16 protein-coding genes are annotated in these 16281 nt (G+C 69.0%); 10 read left to right on the forward strand and 6 right to left on the reverse strand.

What is annotated here, in order from left to right; genetic code table 11:
- Positions 1-834 carry a M55 family metallopeptidase gene (locus WPS_RS05305; protein WP_317996815.1) on the reverse strand — a complete coding sequence of 278 codons (834 nt, stop codon included), beginning with the start codon at positions 832-834 and terminating at the stop codon, positions 1-3.
- Positions 831-1541, reverse strand: coding sequence for a tetratricopeptide repeat protein (locus WPS_RS05310; protein WP_317996816.1), 711 nt, complete (start codon positions 1539-1541; stop codon positions 831-833). Before WPS_RS05310 ends, WPS_RS05305 begins: the two co-directional genes overlap by 4 nt.
- 26 nt (positions 1542-1567) lie before the next feature.
- On the opposite strand from WPS_RS05310, the gene WPS_RS05315 reads away from it, so the two are divergent.
- On the forward strand, positions 1568-2101 hold the full coding sequence (locus tag WPS_RS05315) for a SprT-like domain-containing protein (protein ID WP_317996817.1): 534 nt from the start codon (positions 1568-1570) through the stop codon (positions 2099-2101).
- Between the two features lie 5 nt (positions 2102-2106).
- On the opposite strand, the gene WPS_RS05320 is transcribed toward WPS_RS05315, so the two are convergent.
- The 4 genes from WPS_RS05320 to der all read right to left on the reverse strand — a co-directional run bounded on the left by WPS_RS05320 (position 2107) and on the right by der (position 5516).
- Complete coding sequence (locus WPS_RS05320; protein WP_317996818.1) at positions 2107-2880, reverse strand: sulfite exporter TauE/SafE family protein; 774 nt, start codon at positions 2878-2880, stop codon at positions 2107-2109.
- Positions 2881-2904: 24 nt separating this feature from the next.
- Positions 2905-3468 carry an elongation factor P gene (gene efp / locus WPS_RS05325; RefSeq protein ID WP_317996819.1) on the reverse strand — a complete coding sequence of 188 codons (564 nt, stop codon included), beginning with the start codon at positions 3466-3468 and terminating at the stop codon, positions 2905-2907.
- 63 nt (positions 3469-3531) lie between these two features.
- Positions 3532-4140 carry a glycerol-3-phosphate 1-O-acyltransferase PlsY gene (gene plsY, locus WPS_RS05330; RefSeq protein ID WP_317996820.1) on the reverse strand — a complete coding sequence of 203 codons (609 nt, stop codon included), beginning with the start codon at positions 4138-4140 and terminating at the stop codon, positions 3532-3534.
- Positions 4137-5516 (reverse strand): ribosome biogenesis GTPase Der, encoded by a 1380-nt coding sequence (der, locus tag WPS_RS05335; protein WP_317996821.1) that lies wholly within the window; start codon positions 5514-5516, stop codon positions 4137-4139. Before der ends, plsY begins: the two co-directional genes overlap by 4 nt.
- 23 nt (positions 5517-5539) lie before the next feature.
- On the opposite strand from der, the gene WPS_RS05340 reads away from it, so the two are divergent.
- The 9 genes from WPS_RS05340 (at position 5540) to dapF (ending at position 16271) form a co-directional block, all read left to right on the forward strand.
- Positions 5540-6274, forward strand: a complete 735-nt coding sequence (locus tag WPS_RS05340) for a PEGA domain-containing protein (RefSeq protein WP_317996822.1) — start codon at positions 5540-5542, stop codon at positions 6272-6274.
- A gap of 52 nt (positions 6275-6326) precedes the next feature.
- A complete protein-coding gene (gene miaB, locus WPS_RS05345; RefSeq protein ID WP_317996823.1) occupies positions 6327-7730 on the forward strand; it encodes a tRNA (N6-isopentenyl adenosine(37)-C2)-methylthiotransferase MiaB in 1404 nt (467 codons plus the stop codon).
- Positions 7731-7796: 66 nt separating this feature from the next.
- Complete coding sequence (mutS, locus tag WPS_RS05350; protein ID WP_317996824.1) at positions 7797-10292, forward strand: DNA mismatch repair protein MutS; 2496 nt, start codon at positions 7797-7799, stop codon at positions 10290-10292.
- On the forward strand, positions 10289-11350 hold the full coding sequence (locus tag WPS_RS05355; protein ID WP_317996825.1) for a mechanosensitive ion channel family protein: 1062 nt from the start codon (positions 10289-10291) through the stop codon (positions 11348-11350). Before mutS ends, WPS_RS05355 begins: the two co-directional genes overlap by 4 nt.
- A gap of 48 nt (positions 11351-11398) precedes the next feature.
- Positions 11399-12535, forward strand: coding sequence for a mechanosensitive ion channel family protein (locus tag WPS_RS05360; protein WP_317996826.1), 1137 nt, complete (start codon positions 11399-11401; stop codon positions 12533-12535).
- 15 nt (positions 12536-12550) lie between these two features.
- Positions 12551-14221, forward strand: a complete 1671-nt coding sequence (mutL, locus tag WPS_RS05365; protein ID WP_317996827.1) for a DNA mismatch repair endonuclease MutL — start codon at positions 12551-12553, stop codon at positions 14219-14221.
- Positions 14218-15177, forward strand: coding sequence for a tRNA (adenosine(37)-N6)-dimethylallyltransferase MiaA (gene miaA, locus WPS_RS05370; protein ID WP_317996828.1), 960 nt, complete (start codon positions 14218-14220; stop codon positions 15175-15177). Before mutL ends, miaA begins: the two co-directional genes overlap by 4 nt.
- Positions 15178-15219: 42 nt before the next feature.
- Positions 15220-15477 (forward strand): RNA chaperone Hfq, encoded by a 258-nt coding sequence (gene hfq / locus WPS_RS05375; protein WP_317996829.1) that lies wholly within the window; start codon positions 15220-15222, stop codon positions 15475-15477.
- The gene (gene dapF, locus WPS_RS05380; protein WP_317996830.1) at positions 15474-16271 is read left to right on the forward strand and encodes a diaminopimelate epimerase; all 798 of its coding nucleotides are present in this window, start codon (positions 15474-15476) and stop codon (positions 16269-16271) included. Before hfq ends, dapF begins: the two co-directional genes overlap by 4 nt.
- Positions 16272-16281: the final 10 nt, after the last annotated feature.

A 16281-nucleotide genomic window follows, 5' to 3' on the forward strand; every position in this document is an offset into this window, starting at 1 on the left:
TTACGTGGGCTGGTTCGCCGCGGCCCCGAGGCGGTACGCGCAGACGAACGCGCGGAAGATCACGCGATAGTCGTCGTGCACGAAACGCACCATCCGCCCGCCGATCCGTTCCATCCCCGGCATCATCTCGACGAAATCGGCGCTGTGGGTGGCGACGAAATCCAGCTCCATCGTGATCGGCGGCGTAAAGACGAACGGCTTCCCCTCCGCGACGCGGCCGATCGCCTCTTTTGCGCCCGCCCGGATCAGCGCGCGAGCGCGTTCCGGGGAGAGCGAGTTCACGCTGTAGCGCCCGATCGAATCCTTGACGACGACCCCGGTCACCCACGGCATCACCGCCTTCGTCTGCTCGACGAAGGCGCGATCGCCGGTGATCAGCGTGACCGGAACGCCGTCGAGTCCGAGGACGGCTGCGTTTACCATCGCCTCGTTGCAGACGAGTCCGTTCATCCGCGTCTCGTAGAGCGTCTCGCTCGTGTAAGTATGATCGAGCGCCGCGTTCGGCGTCCCGCCGCCGCCGTGGTAGCCGGTGAAGAACGCCGTGTCGAACGACGCGTCCGCGCCGTGCGCCATCGAGAACGGCTTGCGGTTCCCATAGATCATCCGCACGTCGGCGGGGAGCTCGTCCCACAACACGTTGCGCATCGAGGAGTGCGAGTCGTTGACGAGGACCTCGCCGACGCCGGCCTCGCGCGCGCCGTCGATCGCCGCCCGCACTTCCTGCGACATCAGCCGCCGGTAATACGGATACTCGGTCGTGTTCGAGGGATCGACTTGCGTCCACGACGAGACGGCCGCCGTCCCTTCCATGTCGCACGAGATGTAAAGCTTCATGCGCCCAGCTCTTGCAGAGCGGCGCGCGCATTCGCGGCACGCGGGTCTTTGGGGCCGACGACGCTGAGGTACTCTCTGAACGCCGCGATCGCGTCGGTGCGCCGCCCGATCGCCTGCAGCACAACGCCGCGGTTGAACAGGGCGGTGGGAAACTTCGGCCGCTCCGCCAGCACCCGATCGAGCTGCTTGAGCGCTTCGAGATCGCGTCCGCGCTGATGAAGCGCGACGGCGTCGTCGGTGCGCACGTCGGGGTTGCCGGGGTCGAGCGCGAGCGCGCGCGCATAGTACCCGTCGGCCTTGTCGAACTTCTGCGCGTCGAACTCCATGTTGCCGAGCGTGACGAGCGCCGCGAGGTCCTTGGGGTTTTTTGCGATGCGCGCGCGCAATTCCACGATCGCCTGCATCACCGGCCCGGGCGGTCCGGCCGGCGTGCCGCCGCCGACGGATTGCCCCGGAAGCGCGTTGCCTTGCGGCTGCACCGGTCCCGTCCCGGTTTGCGGGACGGTGAACGTACCGGGCGGGTCGGTCGCGATCGGCGCCGGCGTGACGTGGATGTTCGCGTCGCCCTGCTGCGCCGGCTGCCCGCTCGGGCCGAACGCCGCGCCCTCCGTCCCGAACCCGAGCTTCAAGAAATAGCCCATGATCCCGAGAAAGACGACGGCGAAGACTGCAAGGATCGGAAGTGCGATGCGCGTCGGCAAGCCCACGCGATCCTCTTGGCGAAAGAACGAAGATGATCCCCGGTCTGCCCGACGTCGCCGAACTCCAACTGATGTTCGCGCAATACAACTTCTGGCATTTCAACGGCGAGATTCCGACCTACTGCATCGCGTACAACGCGCGCTTCTCCAACCTCGCCGGCCGGATCACCTACAAGCCGCCGCTGATCGAACTCTCGCCCAAGCACCTGCGCGGCAAACCCCAAGAATTGCGTGACACCTTGCTCCACGAGATGATTCACGCCTGGCTGCATGCGCGCGGCGAGAACCCCGGCCACACCCAGCGCTTCAAGAAGAAGATGCGCGAACTGGGACTCACGTCGATCTACCACGATCTCGGCAAAGCGACGCCGCTCAACGAATCCTCGAAACGTTACATCCTGCGCTGCGAGAAGTGCACGATGGAAGTGCTGCGCAAGAAGAAGCCGGCGCCGAACGTGGTCTGCGCGCGCTGCCGCAAGGAACTTGTCGCGTTCGAAGTCGTCGAGATCAAGCCGGTCGAACTGCAGCGCGCCGCTTCGCGTCCGCCGCGTGGTCCGTTTCGCTGACGGCGCTACCGCGCGAGCGGAAGATGCCGTACGATCAAGCCGGCCGCCGCAGCGATCAAGGCGACCGCGAGCAGCGCGATCAGGATCGGCGAAGAGAGGCGGCGCGCGATGCTCGGCGCGACGCCGCCGCCGACGATCCCGCCCAGGACCAGCGGTGCGGTGACCCCCCAGTCGACGTCGCCGCCGAGCGCGTGCGCGACGATCCCGATCGGCGAGGTGATCCCGACGATGAACGCGCTGGTCGCCGAGACCAGGATCGGCGGCATCCGTCCGGCGATCAGCAGCAGCGGGACCATGACGATTCCGCCGCCGATCCCGAACACCGACGACGCGAAGCCCATGACGACGCCGCCGGCGAGACCGACCCAGAGATTGTGCACGAAGGTCCGCTGCGGCTTGGCATCGTGGCCGGCGCGCAGACGCCGCAGAACCAGCACCGAGAGCGTGAGCAGCACGCATCCGTACGCGACGTCGAAGCCGGTCGCGGAAAACTGTTTCACTGCGATGACGCCGACGATGCCCGCCGGCACCGCGCCGGCGATGAACGGCAGCGCGAGGCGCACGTCGATCTGCTTCTGCCTCCAGAACCCGATCGTCGAACTCGCCGTGTTCGCGAGGACGAGCACGAGCGACGTCCCGGCGACCTCCGCCGGCGGAATCCCGAAAAAGAGCCGCAGGACGGGGATGACGACGAACCCGCCGCCGAGGCCGACGAGCGAACCGAAGATGCTTGCGAGCGTTCCGATCGCGAACAGCGCGAGCTCCGTCGACCAGGTCACGGCGCGCCGCCCCGGCCGGCTCCGTTAGCTCTGAACGCGCCCGATGTAGCGGCGGTCGCGGGTGTCGATGCGGATCACGTCACCCGGATTCACGAACAGCGGAACGTTGACGGTCGCGCCGGTTTCGAGCTTCGCCGGCTTCGTCGTCCCCTGCGCGGTGTCGCCTTTGAAGCCGGGATCGGTCTCTTCCACCTTGAGTTCGACGTGCGCCGGCAGATCGGCGCCGATCGGGACGCCGTCGTGGAACTGCACGTCGATCTTCATCCCGTCTTTGAGGAAGTCGGCAGGATCGCCGATCAGGTCTTTCTGCAGGGTGAAGTTCTCGTAGGACTCGTTGTCCATGAAATGATAGCCGTCGGCGTCGTTGTAGAGCATCTGCATCTCGCGGTTGTCGACGGTCGCGCGCTCCAGCTTTTCACCGGCCCGGAACGTGCGCTCGACGGTCGCGCCGGTCTTCACGTTCTTCAGGCGCGTGCGCACGAACGCCGAACCCTTGCCGGGCTTGACGTGCAGGAACTCGATCACGGTCCACAGGTGACCGTCGATGACGATCGTGACGCCGTTGCGGAAATCGTTGGAGCTGATCATGGTGTGGTGGAAGCGTCTCTCCGGAACATGCGTTCGGCTGCGCGCGCTGAGCGCCCGCAGTCGCTAGGTGCGGTTGGGTTTCAGCAGTGAGAGGCGGTTTTCCGTCCCATGCCGCAAGCGGTCGAGATTCTCGCGGTGGCGGACGACGATGAAGGCGGCGGAGACGAGGCCGTAGATCAAGCCGGCCGGCCCGAGTCCGAACCACAGCACCGGACCCATCGCGAGTGCGCCGAGCATCGAGCCGACCGACGCGAAGCCGGTCGCGACGACGGCCGCCAGCCACACGATCGCGAACGCGATCCCGGCCGGCCACCACAGCGCGAACAGCGCCCCGAAGTGCGTCGCCACGCCTTTACCGCCGCGGAAGCCCAAGAACGGCGACCAGCAGTGACCGATCACCGCCGCAAGCGCCGCGCACGATGCAGCGATCGGCCCCGCGAGCGCGCCCGCCGCAAGCGTCGGCGCGAAACCCTTGAGCGCGTCGAGCAGCAGCACCGCGACCGCGCCGCGTTTGCCGAGCGTGCGCAGCGCGTTCGCCGCGCCGATGTTCCCGCTGCCCTCCCTGCGCAGATCGCGTCCGAAGAACGCGCGCGAGACCAGCACGCCGAACGGGATCGATCCGACCAGGAACGCGACGACGACGGCGATCGCGGCGAGTGCGGCCTGCATCATTCGTGCCCTTCTTCGTGACGCCCCGAGCGTTCCCGGAAATCGAACGTGAGCGGCACGCCCTCGAAGTCGAACTCCGCGCGCAGCGTGTTCTCGATGAAACGCCGGTACGCGGCCGGCACGATTTCCGGATCGTTGACGTGAAAGACGAAGAGCGGCGGGTGCGTCTGCGGCTGCGAGACGTAGAACACCTTGAGCGGTTTCCCGGAGTGGATCGGCGGGGGATGCGCGAGCACCGCGTTGCGCACGACGGTGTTCAGCTTCGCGGTCGGGATGCGGCGGTCGAGGTTCTCGGCGACGCGTTCGACCAGCGGCATCAAACTCTGCAGGCGCCGCTTGGTGAGCGCGGAGAGGAACGTCACCGGCGCGAACGACGCGAACGGCAGCTGCGCGTGAATCTCTTTGGCGAGTTCCGGTTGGCTGTACTCGCCGAGTTCGCGCACCAGATCGTACTTGTTGCCGACGATGACGAGCGCTTTGCGCTCTTCGAGCGCGATCCCGGCGAGGCGACGGTCCTGGTTCGTCGGTCCTTTGAGCGCATCGATCAGCAGCACCGCGATGTCGCAGCGGGCGATCGCCTTGAGCGAACGGAGCGATGAATAGTACTCGATCGAGCCGTGCTGGCCGGCTTTCTTGCGCACGCCGGCGGTATCGATCAGTCGGAACGTCCGCTGCTTCCAGGTGAAGAGCGTGTCGATCGCATCGCGCGTCGTCCCCGGCACGTCGGAGACGATCGCGCGCTCTTCCTGCAGGAGCGCGTTGAGCAGCGATGACTTGCCGACGTTGGGCTGACCGATGAGCGCGATCGCGAGTTCCGCCTGCTCCAGCCGCGTCGGGTCGTCGGGCGGAAGTTTCTCGACGATCGCGTCGAGCAGATCGCCGGTCCCCTCGCCGTGCATCGCCGAGACGGCGAACGGCTCTCCGAATCCGAGGCCGCTGAACTCGGCGTGTACCGACGCCAGGGCTTTGGGCGACTCGACTTTGTTGGCGACGAGGATCACCGGGCGCCGCGTGCGCCGCAGGATGTCCGCGACCTCGCGATCGATCGGGAGCAGCCCGTCGATCGCATCGACGACGAAGACGACGACGTCGGCGTCGCGCGCCGCGGACTCGGCTTGCGCACGCGTCCCCGACGCGATCGGGTCATTGGGATCGACGTCGGTGTCGATCCCGCCCGTGTCGACGAGCGTGAACGTGCGGTTGCGCCATTCCGCGAGCGCGTAGAGCCGGTCGCGGGTGACGCCCGGCGTGTCTTCTACGATCGCGAGACGCTGGCCGAGCAGCCGGTTGAACAGCGCGCTCTTCCCCACGTTGGGGCGGCCGACGACCGCGACGGTCGCCGGACGGACCCGCAAGGATGGAGCGAGGGCTTCGGCCATGACCGCCCAAGGTTCCGAACATCATGCTCCGTCGCCTCGCGGCGCTGGCCGTGTGCGTCGTTTTTCTCGCGGCGGTCCCGACCGGCTCGATCTACGTGACGACCCTTCCCAGCGGCGCCGACGTCTGGGTCGACGGCACGTACATCGGCCGCAGTCCGCTCGTGCTCGACGCCCTCCCTGCGGGGCGGCATACGGTGGGCTTGGCAAAGCCGGGCTGGAACGCCGAGCAGCTCGACGTCAGCGTTGTCACCGGTCAGACGGCGTCGAGCTCGACGCGTCTGCTGCGCGACAAGCGCTCGTCCGGCGCCGGCGACGGGACGATCGCGCTGCACGGGATGCCCTACGAAGCGGTCTGGCTCGACGGCGCCGCGGCGAACCCCGGGCGCGACGGCACCTTCTCGGCCCCCGCGGGCGGCCACGCACTCATCGTGCGCACCGCCAAGGGAAAGATCACCCGCCTCGTCACGGTTTGGCCGCAGACCCGTACCGACGTCGTGGTCCAACCCGATGCAGCGCCGGTGCGCCCTTCGATCGTGGCGCCTGCCGACGAATACCTGCCCCCGTCGGCGGTGCAGGTCGACGGCGAGAAGATCGTGATTCGCTTCGGCGGGCACGACCTGGTCGGGCACTTGGGGTCGACGACCTACCGGCTCGACGGCCGCAGCGCCGAGTACGACGCGGCGCCGACGCTGATCGGAAACCGGCTCTACCTGCCCCTCGTGCTCCTCACGGAAGTCAGCAGCTCGTCGTCGCGGTGAGCGCCGCGGCGGGGCGCCGGGGCGGTGCACCGCGAAAGAGCGGCGTTCGACCATGGCGCAGATCTACATCGAGACGCACGGCTGCCAGATGAACGAGGCCGATTCACAGGACATCGCGCGCCGCGCGATCTCCGCCGGCTTCACGCTGGCCGAGCGTCCCGAAGACGCCTCGGTGCTGATCCTCAACACGTGCACGGTACGCGACAACGCGGAACGGCGCGCCTACGGCCGGATCGCGCACTGGAAGGCGGTGAAGAATGCCGACCCCACGGTGAAGGTCGTCGTCACCGGATGCCTGGCGGAACAAGACAAAGACCGCATGCAGAAGATCGTCCCGCACGTCGACGGGATCTTCGGCACGCGCGAACTCGGTGCGCTCGGCGACGCGCTCGCCGGGTGGCGCGCGGAGTACCCCGACGACGCGTTCACCGTCGACCGCGAGATCGAGACGATCATGGGCGGTGCGGGTGAGGGAATCGCCGGCCCGTACGATTTCCTGCGCGCGTACGTCAACGTCCAGCGCGGCTGTTCGTACTATTGCACGTTCTGCATCGTCCCGCACGTGCGCGGCCGCTTCGACCACCGCCCGATGGGTGAGATCCTCGCCGAGGTCCGCGCGAAGGCCGAGGCCGGCGCGCGCGAGATCACGCTCGTCGGCCAGACCGTCAACGCGTACAAAGAGCCCGCGACCGGCGAAGATTTCGCGGACCTGCTGCAGGCGGTGTGCGCGATCGCGCCCGTCGAGCGCGCGACGTTCATCTCATCGCACCCCAAGGACCTCAACGAACGGCTCGCGCGCGTCTGCGCGACGCTGCCGAAGATGAACTCGCGCTTTCATCTCGCGCTGCAGTCGGGTTCCAACCCGATGCTGCGCCGGATGAACCGCAAGTACACGATCGAAGAGTTTCTGGAACGCGTCGGCACGTTCGCGCGCCACAATCCGTCGTGGGCGATCACGACGGACCTGATCGCCGGCTTCCCGGGCGAGACGGAAGACGATTTTCAGCGCACGCTCGACGTCTGCGCGACCAACATCTTCGCGCAGGCGTTCATGTTCGTGTACTCGCCGCGCCGTGGGACGCCGGCCGCGGTGTGGCACGAGAAGAACCCCGTTGACCCGAAGGTTGCGCAGGAGCGTTTCCTGCGCATGACGGCGGTGCAGGACGCGTCGTGCAGCGCCTATCACGAGCGCATGGTCGGGACGACGGTGCGCGCGCTGATCCACGGCGTCTCGCGCAAAGACAAGACGAAGCTGAGCGCCAAAACGATCGACAACGTCACCGTCAACTTCCCGGCGGTCGAAGCCGTTCCCGACGTCGCGCGGCCGTGGGCCGACGTGCGCATCGAATCGGCGTCGGTGTGGGGCGTTCGGGGGACGTGCGTCGGCCGCGCGGCGCGGTACGACGGGCCGGCCGACCCGGTCGCCGCGCCGGTGGTGGATCTGCTGGCCGTGTAGCGTGCGTTCTCCACAGGGAGGACGCGGCGTCCGCCGGGAAGCGGCGCGGATGAGATCACGGCTCGGATGACGACGGCCACCGCGTGGTCGCCGATGCTCGAGCAATATTTCGGGATGAAGCACCGCTATCCGGAGGCGATTTTGCTCTCCCGGGTCGGCGACTTCTACGAAGCGTACGGTGACGACGCGGAGACGATCGCGCGCGCGCTCTCGATCGCGCTGACGTCGAAAGAAGCGGGCGCCGGACGGCGCATCGCGATGGCCGGCGTCCCCTATCACGCGCTCGACGGCTACCTGGCGAAGCTCGTCGCGCAGCGCCGCGTCGTCGCGCTCGCCGAGCAGCTCGAGGCGCCGGTGCCGAACAAGCTCGTGCGGCGCGACGTCGTGCGCGTCGTGACGCCGGGGACCCTGCTCGAAGAACACATCCTCGACCGCTCGGCGCACAACTACCTCGCGGCGATCACCGCCTTCGACGACGTCATCGCGCTCGCGCACGCCGATATCTCGACCGGCCACGTCGGCGCGACGGCGTTCGACGGCGAATCGGCACTCGACGACGCGCTCGCCGAGATCGGCCGGCTCGATCCGGCGGAACTCGTCGCCGACGTCCCGGCCGACGTGCGCGCGGGGATCGACGATGCGCTGCAGCACGCGCAGACCCGGATTGCGCCGCCGGTGCTCGTCGCCGTCGACACTCGCGCGCGAGCGGCGGTCGACGGCTTCTCGCTCGACGCGTCGATGGCGATGCACCGGGCGCTCGATACCCTCGGCGCGTACGTGCGGCGGGTCAGCGTGCAGCAGGGCGGACGCGACGCGTTCCGCGAGCCGGAGTTTTACCGTCAAGCGACGTTTCTCGCGCTCGATCCCAACACGCGCAAACACCTCGAGCTCACGCGCGCGCTCGGCGCGAACGCGAAGGCGACGTTGCTCGCGACGATCGACCGCACGCGCACCGCGATGGGCTCGCGCCTGCTGGGCCGCTGGCTGCTCGCGCCGCTCGTCTCGCGCGACGCGATCGCCGCCCGAGCCGACTGCGTCGAAGCGTTCACCCGCGATGCCGGCCGGCGCATCGCACTGCATGACGTGCTCGACGGCTGTTTCGACCTCGAGCGGATCGCGCAGAAGGTCCGCTTTCGCCGTGCGCTCCCGCGCGATCTGGGCTCGCTGCGTCGGACGCTCGCGCTGCTCGATCCGATCGAGGATGCGCTGCGCGAGGAGACGCTTCCGCCGGGGCTGCAGGGGATCGCCGAGCGCATCGGCGCGTTCGCCGATCTCCACGCCGATCTCGCCGCGACGCTGCGCGACGAACTCCCCGCGACGCTCGCCGACGGCAACGTCATCCGAGCCGAGGCGTCCGCCGAACTCGCCGAATGCGTCTTGCTCCGCAGCGACGCGCGGTCGCGCATCGCCGCTCTCGAGGAGCGCGAGCGCGAGCGCACCGGGATCAAGCCGCTCAAGGTGAAGTACGCCTCGGCATTCGGGTACGCGATCGAGATCCCGAAGGCGCAGTTGGCGAACGTCCCGGCCGACTACACGCGCAAGCAGACGCTGGCGAACGGCGAGCGCTACGTGACGCCCGAACTGCGCGAGCTCGACGTCGCGATCGCGTCGGCGGAATCGCGCCAGCTTCGGCTTGAGCAGGCGCTCTACGAGCAGCTCGTCGACCGCATCGCTGAACGTGTCGACGATCTGCTCGTGACGGCCGGCGCGCTCGCGGAGCTCGATGCGTTCTGTTCGCTCGCGCAGATCGCCGGCGAACGCGGCTACGTGCGGCCCGCGTTCGTCGACGACAGCGTCGTCGAGTTCGTCGACGGGCGGCATCCGGTGATGGAGGCGCTGCTCGGCTCGTCGTTCGTCCCCAACGATCTGCGGATGAGCGCGTCCGGATCGCGCTTTATCTTGCTGACCGGGCCCAACATGGGCGGGAAGTCGACCTATCTGCGGCAGACGGCCCTGCTCGTCGTGCTCGCGCAGATCGGGTCGTTCGTCCCCGCGCGCGCCGCGCGCCTCGGCGTCGTCGACCGCATTTTCACCCGTATCGGCGCCGGCGACGACCTCGCGTCGGGGCAGTCGACCTTCTACATCGAGATGGCCGAGGCGGCGAACATCCTGCGCCGCGCGACCGATCGCAGTCTGCTGCTGATCGACGAGATCGGCCGGGGGACGGGGACGGTCGACGGGCTCGCGATCGCGCAGGCGATCTGCGAGTACCTGCTCGAGCGCGAGGGGCGCGCGCCGATGGTGCTGTTCGCGACGCACTTCCACGAACTCGTCGCGCTTGCCGACCGGTGGCCGCTGGTGGCGAACTTCCACATCACGGCGGTCGAGAGCACGCGCGGCGGCGCACCGGTGTTCTCGCATCGCGTGCTGCCGGGGTCGTCGTCGCGCTCGTTCGGGATCGAGGTCGCCCGGATGGCGGGATTGCCGCCGACGGTCGTCGCGCGCGCCCGCGAGATCGCCGGCGCGCTCGAAGGTCGCCCGACGCTCGAGGCGGCCGTTCCGCTGCGCGGCAAGCTCGCGAAGCCGGCGATCATCGAGCAGCCGCTTCTCTTCGATCCGTGACCGTGCTGACCGCGGAGACGGCGGCGGCGCTGGCGTGGATCGCCGGGGCCGCGGTCGCCGGCATCGTCGTGCATCGCATCGTCTACGCGCTGCTCGGGCGCTGGGCGCGGCGCGACGACGGCGCGCTCGCAACGGCGATCGTCCGCCGCACCGATCGGCCGTCGGCGTATATCCTGCCGCTGGTGTGCATCCTCGCGGTCGTCCCGTATCTCACGATCCCGCCCGCATGGAGCGACGGCGTCGAACACGCGACGCAGGTCTTCACGATCGCAGCGTTCGCGTGGACGGTGATCGCGCTGATCCGGCTCGCCGCCGATCTCGCGATCGCACGCCAGCCGATCGGCGAAGACGTCTTCCGGATCGCGCGGCAGTTCGCGACGCGGGTCGCGATCCTCAGCCGCACCGCGATCATCATCGTCGTGATCGTCGCGTTCGGTGCGGTGCTGATGACGTTCCCGACGATCCGTGCGTTCGGGACGACGCTGCTCGCATCGGCCGGCGTCGCCGGGCTCGTCGTCGGCCTCGCCGCCCGGCCGCTGTTCGAAAACCTCGTAGCCGGCGTGCAGCTCGCGCTCACCCAGCCGATCCGGCTCGACGACGCGGTCGTCGTGGAAAAACAGCAGGGCCGCATCGAGCAGATCCACGCGACGTACGTCGTCGTGCGGTTCCGCGACGCGCGGCGAATGATGCTGCCGCTGACGTACTTCATAAACACGCCGTTCGAAAACTGGAGCCGGCGCGACGACGAACTGGTCGGCGAGGTGCTGATCTTTGCTGACTACGGGATCGACATCGGCGCGCTGCGTGCCGCGCTTCCCGAACTCGTCGGGCGCTCCGGGCTGTGGGACGGGAAGATCGCGACGGTCGACATCGCCGATTTCACCGATCGTGCGGTGCAGCTGCGCGTTTCGGTGAGCGCGCGCGGGGCCGACGAACTGTTCGATCTGCGGAATGCCGTCCGCGAAGCGCTGCTCGACTACGTGAACGGCGAGCGGCACACCGCGCTGCCGCGCGCGCGCAACGAGACCGTCACCCAGCCGGTGCCGCCGCCGGCCTGAGCGCAGGGCCGCGGGGAGAGAGCGCACCAAGGGGAACCACACAGCAGCATGGACCGGATCGTCTTCTTGACGCCCACGCAGCTGCAGGCGATCGTCGCGCTGGCCTGGGTGCTGCTTGCGATCGCCGCCGGCGTGCTGGTACACCGCGTCGTGTACTGGGTGTTTCGCCGCTGGGCGAAGCACCAGAGCGCGTTCGCCAATGCGGTGGTGCGGCAGACGAGCCGTCCCGCCGCGTACATCCTGCCGCTGCTGGCGATTTTGCTCGTCGTCCCGGAACTGGCATTGCCGGAACGCTGGTCCTCGACGACCGTGCACGCGACCGGCCTGCTGGCGATCGCGGCCCTCGCCTGGACGCTGATCGCGACGATCCGGTTGTGGGCCGACATCGCCGTCGCGCGCCATCGCCTCGACGTCGAGGACAACCTGCTCGCGCGCCAGCTCGGCACGCGGGTCGACATCCTGAGCCGGGCAGCGATCACGCTCATCGTCATCGTCGCGGTGGGGATGATGCTGATGACGTTCCCGACGATCCGCACGATCGGAACGACCCTGCTCGCATCGGCCGGCGTCGCGGGGATCGTGATCGGGCTCGCGGCGCGGCCGCTGTTCGAGAATCTCGTCGCCGGGATCCAGCTCGCGCTCACCCAGCCGATCCGCATCGACGACGTCGTGATCGTCGAGAAGCAGTACGGCCGCATCGAGGAGATTTACTCGACGTATGTCGTCGTGCGGCTGTGGGATCTGCGCCGGCTCGTCGTCCCGCTCAGCTACTTCATCACCACGCCGTTCGAGAACTGGACGCGGCGCACGGCGAACCTGATGGGCGAAATGTACGTGTTCGCCGATTGGACCCTCGACGTCGCGGCGCTGCGCGCCGAGCTGCCGGAGATCGTCGCGCGGTCGCCGCTGTGGGACAAGCAGTTTCAGAACCTGCAAGTGACCGACGCGACCGAACGCGGGATGCAGATCCGCGCCCTCGTCACCGCGCGCAACTCCGGCGATCTCTTCGACTTACGCTGCGTCGTGCGCGAAGGGATCATCGCGTACATCCGCGAGCAGCAGCCTCACGCATTTCCGCGGCTGCGCGTCGAGGATCCGGAGACCACCGATGCCGCGCGCACGGCAGATGCCGTCCGCATCGCGGCTGCGGCGGCTCAGCCGGAGCCGGTGAAGGGGGACGTCTGACGAAGTGAGGGCGTCATGATCCGCGTCCTCGATGCCGAGACGATCGGCCAGATCGCCGCCGGAGAGGTGATCGAGCGACCCGTCTCGGTCGTGAAAGAGCTCGTCGAAAACGCCCTGGACGCCGACGCGACGCGCATAGCGGTGCGCGCTCGGGGCGGCGGCCTCGTCGAGATCGAGGTTGCCGACGATGGGATCGGCATCGCGCCGGATCAGGTCGCGCTCGCGTTGCGCCGCCACGCGACCTCGAAGCTCGACGACGCCGCTGCACTCACGCGCATCGATACGCTCGGCTTTCGCGGCGAAGGGCTGGCGTCGATCGCCGCGGTCGCGCGCGTTACGCTGATCTCGCGGACCGTGCACGCCGACGTCGCGACGGCGGTCGACGCCTTCGGTGAGGAGATCGGCGAAGCGCGGCCGCTCGCCGGGCCGCTAGGGACGCGCGTCGTCGTGCGCGATCTGTTCGCGAACGTCCCGGTGCGGCGCGAGTATCTGAGGTCGTCCGGGGCCGAGTTCGGGCGGATTGCCTCGTGGCTCGCGACGCTCGCGCTGGCGTATCCGCACGTCGGCTTCTCGCTCGAGCACGACGGGAAAACGGCGTTCACGTTCGCGCCGGGCGACGACATGGCGGCGCGCCTGCGCCACGTCTTCGGGATGCAGTCGTCGACGATGGTGCCGGTGCGTTCGCACGAACGTCACGCGGCCGTCAGCGGCTGGGTGAGTTCGCCGGGCGACGATCGTCCCGACCGGCGCAATCAAATCCTGTTCGTGAACGGTCGGCTGCTGCGCAGTACGCTGGTAAGCGGCGCGTGGTCGGCGGCGTACCGCACCTTCGCGATGGTCGGCCGCCATCCGTACGGCGTGCTCTACCTGCAGGTCCCGCCGAACGAACTCGATCCCAATGTCCACCCGACGAAGAGCGACGTGCGGCTGCGTCACGGCGATCGCGTCGTCGGTGCCGTCAAGGACGCGATCGTCACCGCGCTGCGGCGCGGCGCCGTCGAACGCCTCGAGCGCTCGATCTCGTTCGCGCCGTCGGCGCACGCCCTCGGCGGGGCGACGGCAACGGCGGCGTGGGCCGAGTCGTTTCTTCCCGACGGCGACGCCGATGCCGGCGGATCCGCGCTGCGGGTGCTCGCGCAGGTGGACCGCACCTTCATCCTCGCCACCGACGGCGACGCGGTCGTGCTGATCGACCAGCACGCGGCGCACGAACGCATCGTGTTCGAGCAGCTCGCCGCGAATGCGCGCGCGCACGCCGCCGCCGAACCGCTGCTGATCCCGTACACGTTCGAAGTCCGTCCCGACGAGGCGGACAAGCTCGATGCGTCGCTCGACGCGCTCGCTGCGGGAGGCCTGCAGATCGAACACTTCGGCGAGCGCGCCTACCGCGTCGTCGCCACGCCGGCGCGGATGGTGCACGCGGGGCGCACGAGGCCGTTTGATGTCGCCGATTTCGTCACGTGCTTGAGCGACGACGTGCGCGGCCTCGACGCCGAACAGCGCGTGTGGGCGTCGCTGGCGTGCCACTCGGTCGTGGTCGCCGGCGAGCAGCTCGCCTATCCCGAGATGACGGCGCTGGTCGAACGGCTCGTGCGCTGCGAGAACCCGATGAACTGCCCGCACGGCCGGCCGACGATCGTGCGGCTAGAACCGGAGCAGATCGCGCGTCTCTTCAAACGCGTGTGACGGGCGGCGTCCTGATCCTGACCGGACCGACCGCGTCGGGGAAGAGCGCCTTCGGCATCGCGGTCGCGGAGCGGTTCGGCGCGGAGATCGTCGGCGCCGACTCGCGGCAGATCTACCGCGGGATGACGATCGGGACCGCCGCGCCCGGCGAGGCGGAACGCGCGCGCGTGCCGCATCATCTGATCGGCATTCTCGAGCCGCACGAGCGATACTCGGCGGCGCGGTTCGCGCGCGACGCGCTGGCCGCGATCGACGCGATTCACGCGCGCGGGCGGAACGCGCTGGTCGTCGGCGGCACGGGCTTCTACATTCGCGCGCTGGCGGGCGACGTCGCGCTCTCGCCGACCCATGACGCGACGTTGCGCGAGCGGCTCGTGCACGAAGTGCGCGTGCATCCGGCGGACGTGCTGCACGGCTGGCTCTCGGCGCTCGATCCCGTGCGCGCGGCGGCGATCGTCCCGAACGACCGGTATCGAATCGTGCGCGCGCTCGAGGTCGCGCTCGCGCGACGCGCCGGAAGCGGCGATGCGCCGCGGCCTGCCGGCGATACCGGCACCCGCGCCGCACCGGATTCCGCCGAGAGTCTGCGCTCGCGCGGGATCGCGTATCGCAAGGTCGCGCTCGTCCCCGAACCCGCAGCGTTGCTTCCGCGCATCGAACGGCGCGTCGACGCCATGCTCGCGGCCGGATTGCTCGCGGAAGCCGAGCGGATCGGCGGCGACGCGGTCGCGGCCGACGCGGTCGGCTATCGCGAAGCTCTCGCCTACCTCCGCGGATGGTCGACGGCAGCGGAGCTGCGCGCGCATCTGATTCGCAACACGCGCCGGTACGCGAAGCGGCAGGCGACGTGGCTGCGCACCGAACCGGATCTCGCGCTGCTCGACGCGGCCGATCCGTTCGCCTTTGCGTGCCGCGCCGCACGCGCGCTCGGCTGGACGGATCGCGACGCCGACTGACGAGCGGGAGAGCCTCGGCGGGTTCCGGAAGGCAACCGTACTATGGCGATTCCCCGGCCCGGCGCGCTTCAAGATACCTACCTCGCCGAGGTGAAGCGGCAGGCCGTCCCCGTAACCATCTATCTCGTCAACGGTTTTCAACTGCGCGGTGTGGTGAAGGGCTTCGACCCGTTCACCATCGTTCTCGAATACGAAAAGAAAGCGCATTTGATCTACAAGCACGCCGTCTCGACGATCTCGCCGCTCGGCGCCGTCGCCGGCCCGCTCGTCCCGGACGAAGCGGAGGTCGCGGCGTCGTGACGATCGCCGTTCCGATCGTCAAGACGAACGGAACCGGAAACGATTTCGTGATCGTCGACGAGCGCGTCGCACCTCTCGACGATCCGGTCGCGTTCGCGCGCCGCATCTGCGCGCGCGACGACGGCGGCCTCGGCGCCGACGGCGTGCTGCTCGTCGGATCCTCGCAGCACTTCGACGCGCGGATGCGCGTGATCAACGCCGACGGCAGCGAAGCGGAGATGTGCGGCAACGGGATGCGCTGCGTCGCGCGCTACCTCGACGAGCACGACGGCATCGGCGCGGCGACGGTGGAAACGCTCGCCGGACCGATCGGGACCCGGATCATCGAACGTGCGCCGTACCGCATCGCGGTCGAGATGGCCGAGCCGCGGATCGGCGATCGGATCGTTCTCGCGCGCGGCGACGGCGGCGCGTTCGACGACGTGACGCCGGTCGACGTCGGCAACCCCCACGTCGTCATCGTCGTCGACGACTTCCGCGACATCGACCTCGCGGTCGACGGTGCGCGGATCGAACGCGATCCGCGTTTTCCGCATGGCACCAACGTGCATTTCGTCGCGCTCCGCGGCGAACGGATCGACGTGGTGCACTGGGAGCGCGGCGCGGGCGCCACGCAGGCTTGCGGCACCGGTGCGGTCGCGGTCGCGGCGGTGCTGATGGCGAGCGGCCGGGCGGCCTCCCCCGTGATGCTGCACGTCCCCGGCGGGCTGCTCGAAGTCGCGTGGACGCCGGGGACGCGCCCGACGCTCGTCGGCGACGCGGTGCGCGAATTCGAACGCACCGTCAGTATCTGATCGCCGTCCC

It is taken from the genome of Vulcanimicrobium alpinum (genome assembly GCF_027923555.1).
In the GTDB taxonomy this organism is placed as follows: domain Bacteria; phylum Vulcanimicrobiota; class Vulcanimicrobiia; order Vulcanimicrobiales; family Vulcanimicrobiaceae; genus Vulcanimicrobium; species Vulcanimicrobium alpinum.

What these genes read in the sequence shown, in the direction of transcription:
- efp (WP_317996819.1), bottom strand. Translation starts at nt 3,468, where the DNA reads ATGATCAGCTCCAACGATTTCCGCAACGGCGTCACGATCGTCATCGAC.
- miaB (WP_317996823.1), top strand. Translation starts at nt 6,327, where the DNA reads ATGGCGCAGATCTACATCGAGACGCACGGCTGCCAGATGAACGAGGCC.
- der (WP_317996821.1), bottom strand. Translation starts at nt 5,516, where the DNA reads ATGGCCGAAGCCCTCGCTCCATCCTTGCGGGTCCGTCCGGCGACCGTC.
- WPS_RS05315 (WP_317996817.1), top strand. Translation starts at nt 1,568, where the DNA reads ATGATCCCCGGTCTGCCCGACGTCGCCGAACTCCAACTGATGTTCGCG.
- WPS_RS05305 (WP_317996815.1), bottom strand. Translation starts at nt 834, where the DNA reads ATGAAGCTTTACATCTCGTGCGACATGGAAGGGACGGCGGCCGTCTCG.
- mutL (WP_317996827.1), top strand. Translation starts at nt 12,551, where the DNA reads ATGATCCGCGTCCTCGATGCCGAGACGATCGGCCAGATCGCCGCCGGA.
- hfq (WP_317996829.1), top strand. Translation starts at nt 15,220, where the DNA reads ATGGCGATTCCCCGGCCCGGCGCGCTTCAAGATACCTACCTCGCCGAG.
- WPS_RS05360 (WP_317996826.1), top strand. Translation starts at nt 11,399, where the DNA reads ATGGACCGGATCGTCTTCTTGACGCCCACGCAGCTGCAGGCGATCGTC.
- plsY (WP_317996820.1), bottom strand. Translation starts at nt 4,140, where the DNA reads ATGATGCAGGCCGCACTCGCCGCGATCGCCGTCGTCGTCGCGTTCCTG.
- mutS (WP_317996824.1), top strand. Translation starts at nt 7,797, where the DNA reads ATGACGACGGCCACCGCGTGGTCGCCGATGCTCGAGCAATATTTCGGG.
- WPS_RS05340 (WP_317996822.1), top strand. Translation starts at nt 5,540, where the DNA reads ATGCTCCGTCGCCTCGCGGCGCTGGCCGTGTGCGTCGTTTTTCTCGCG.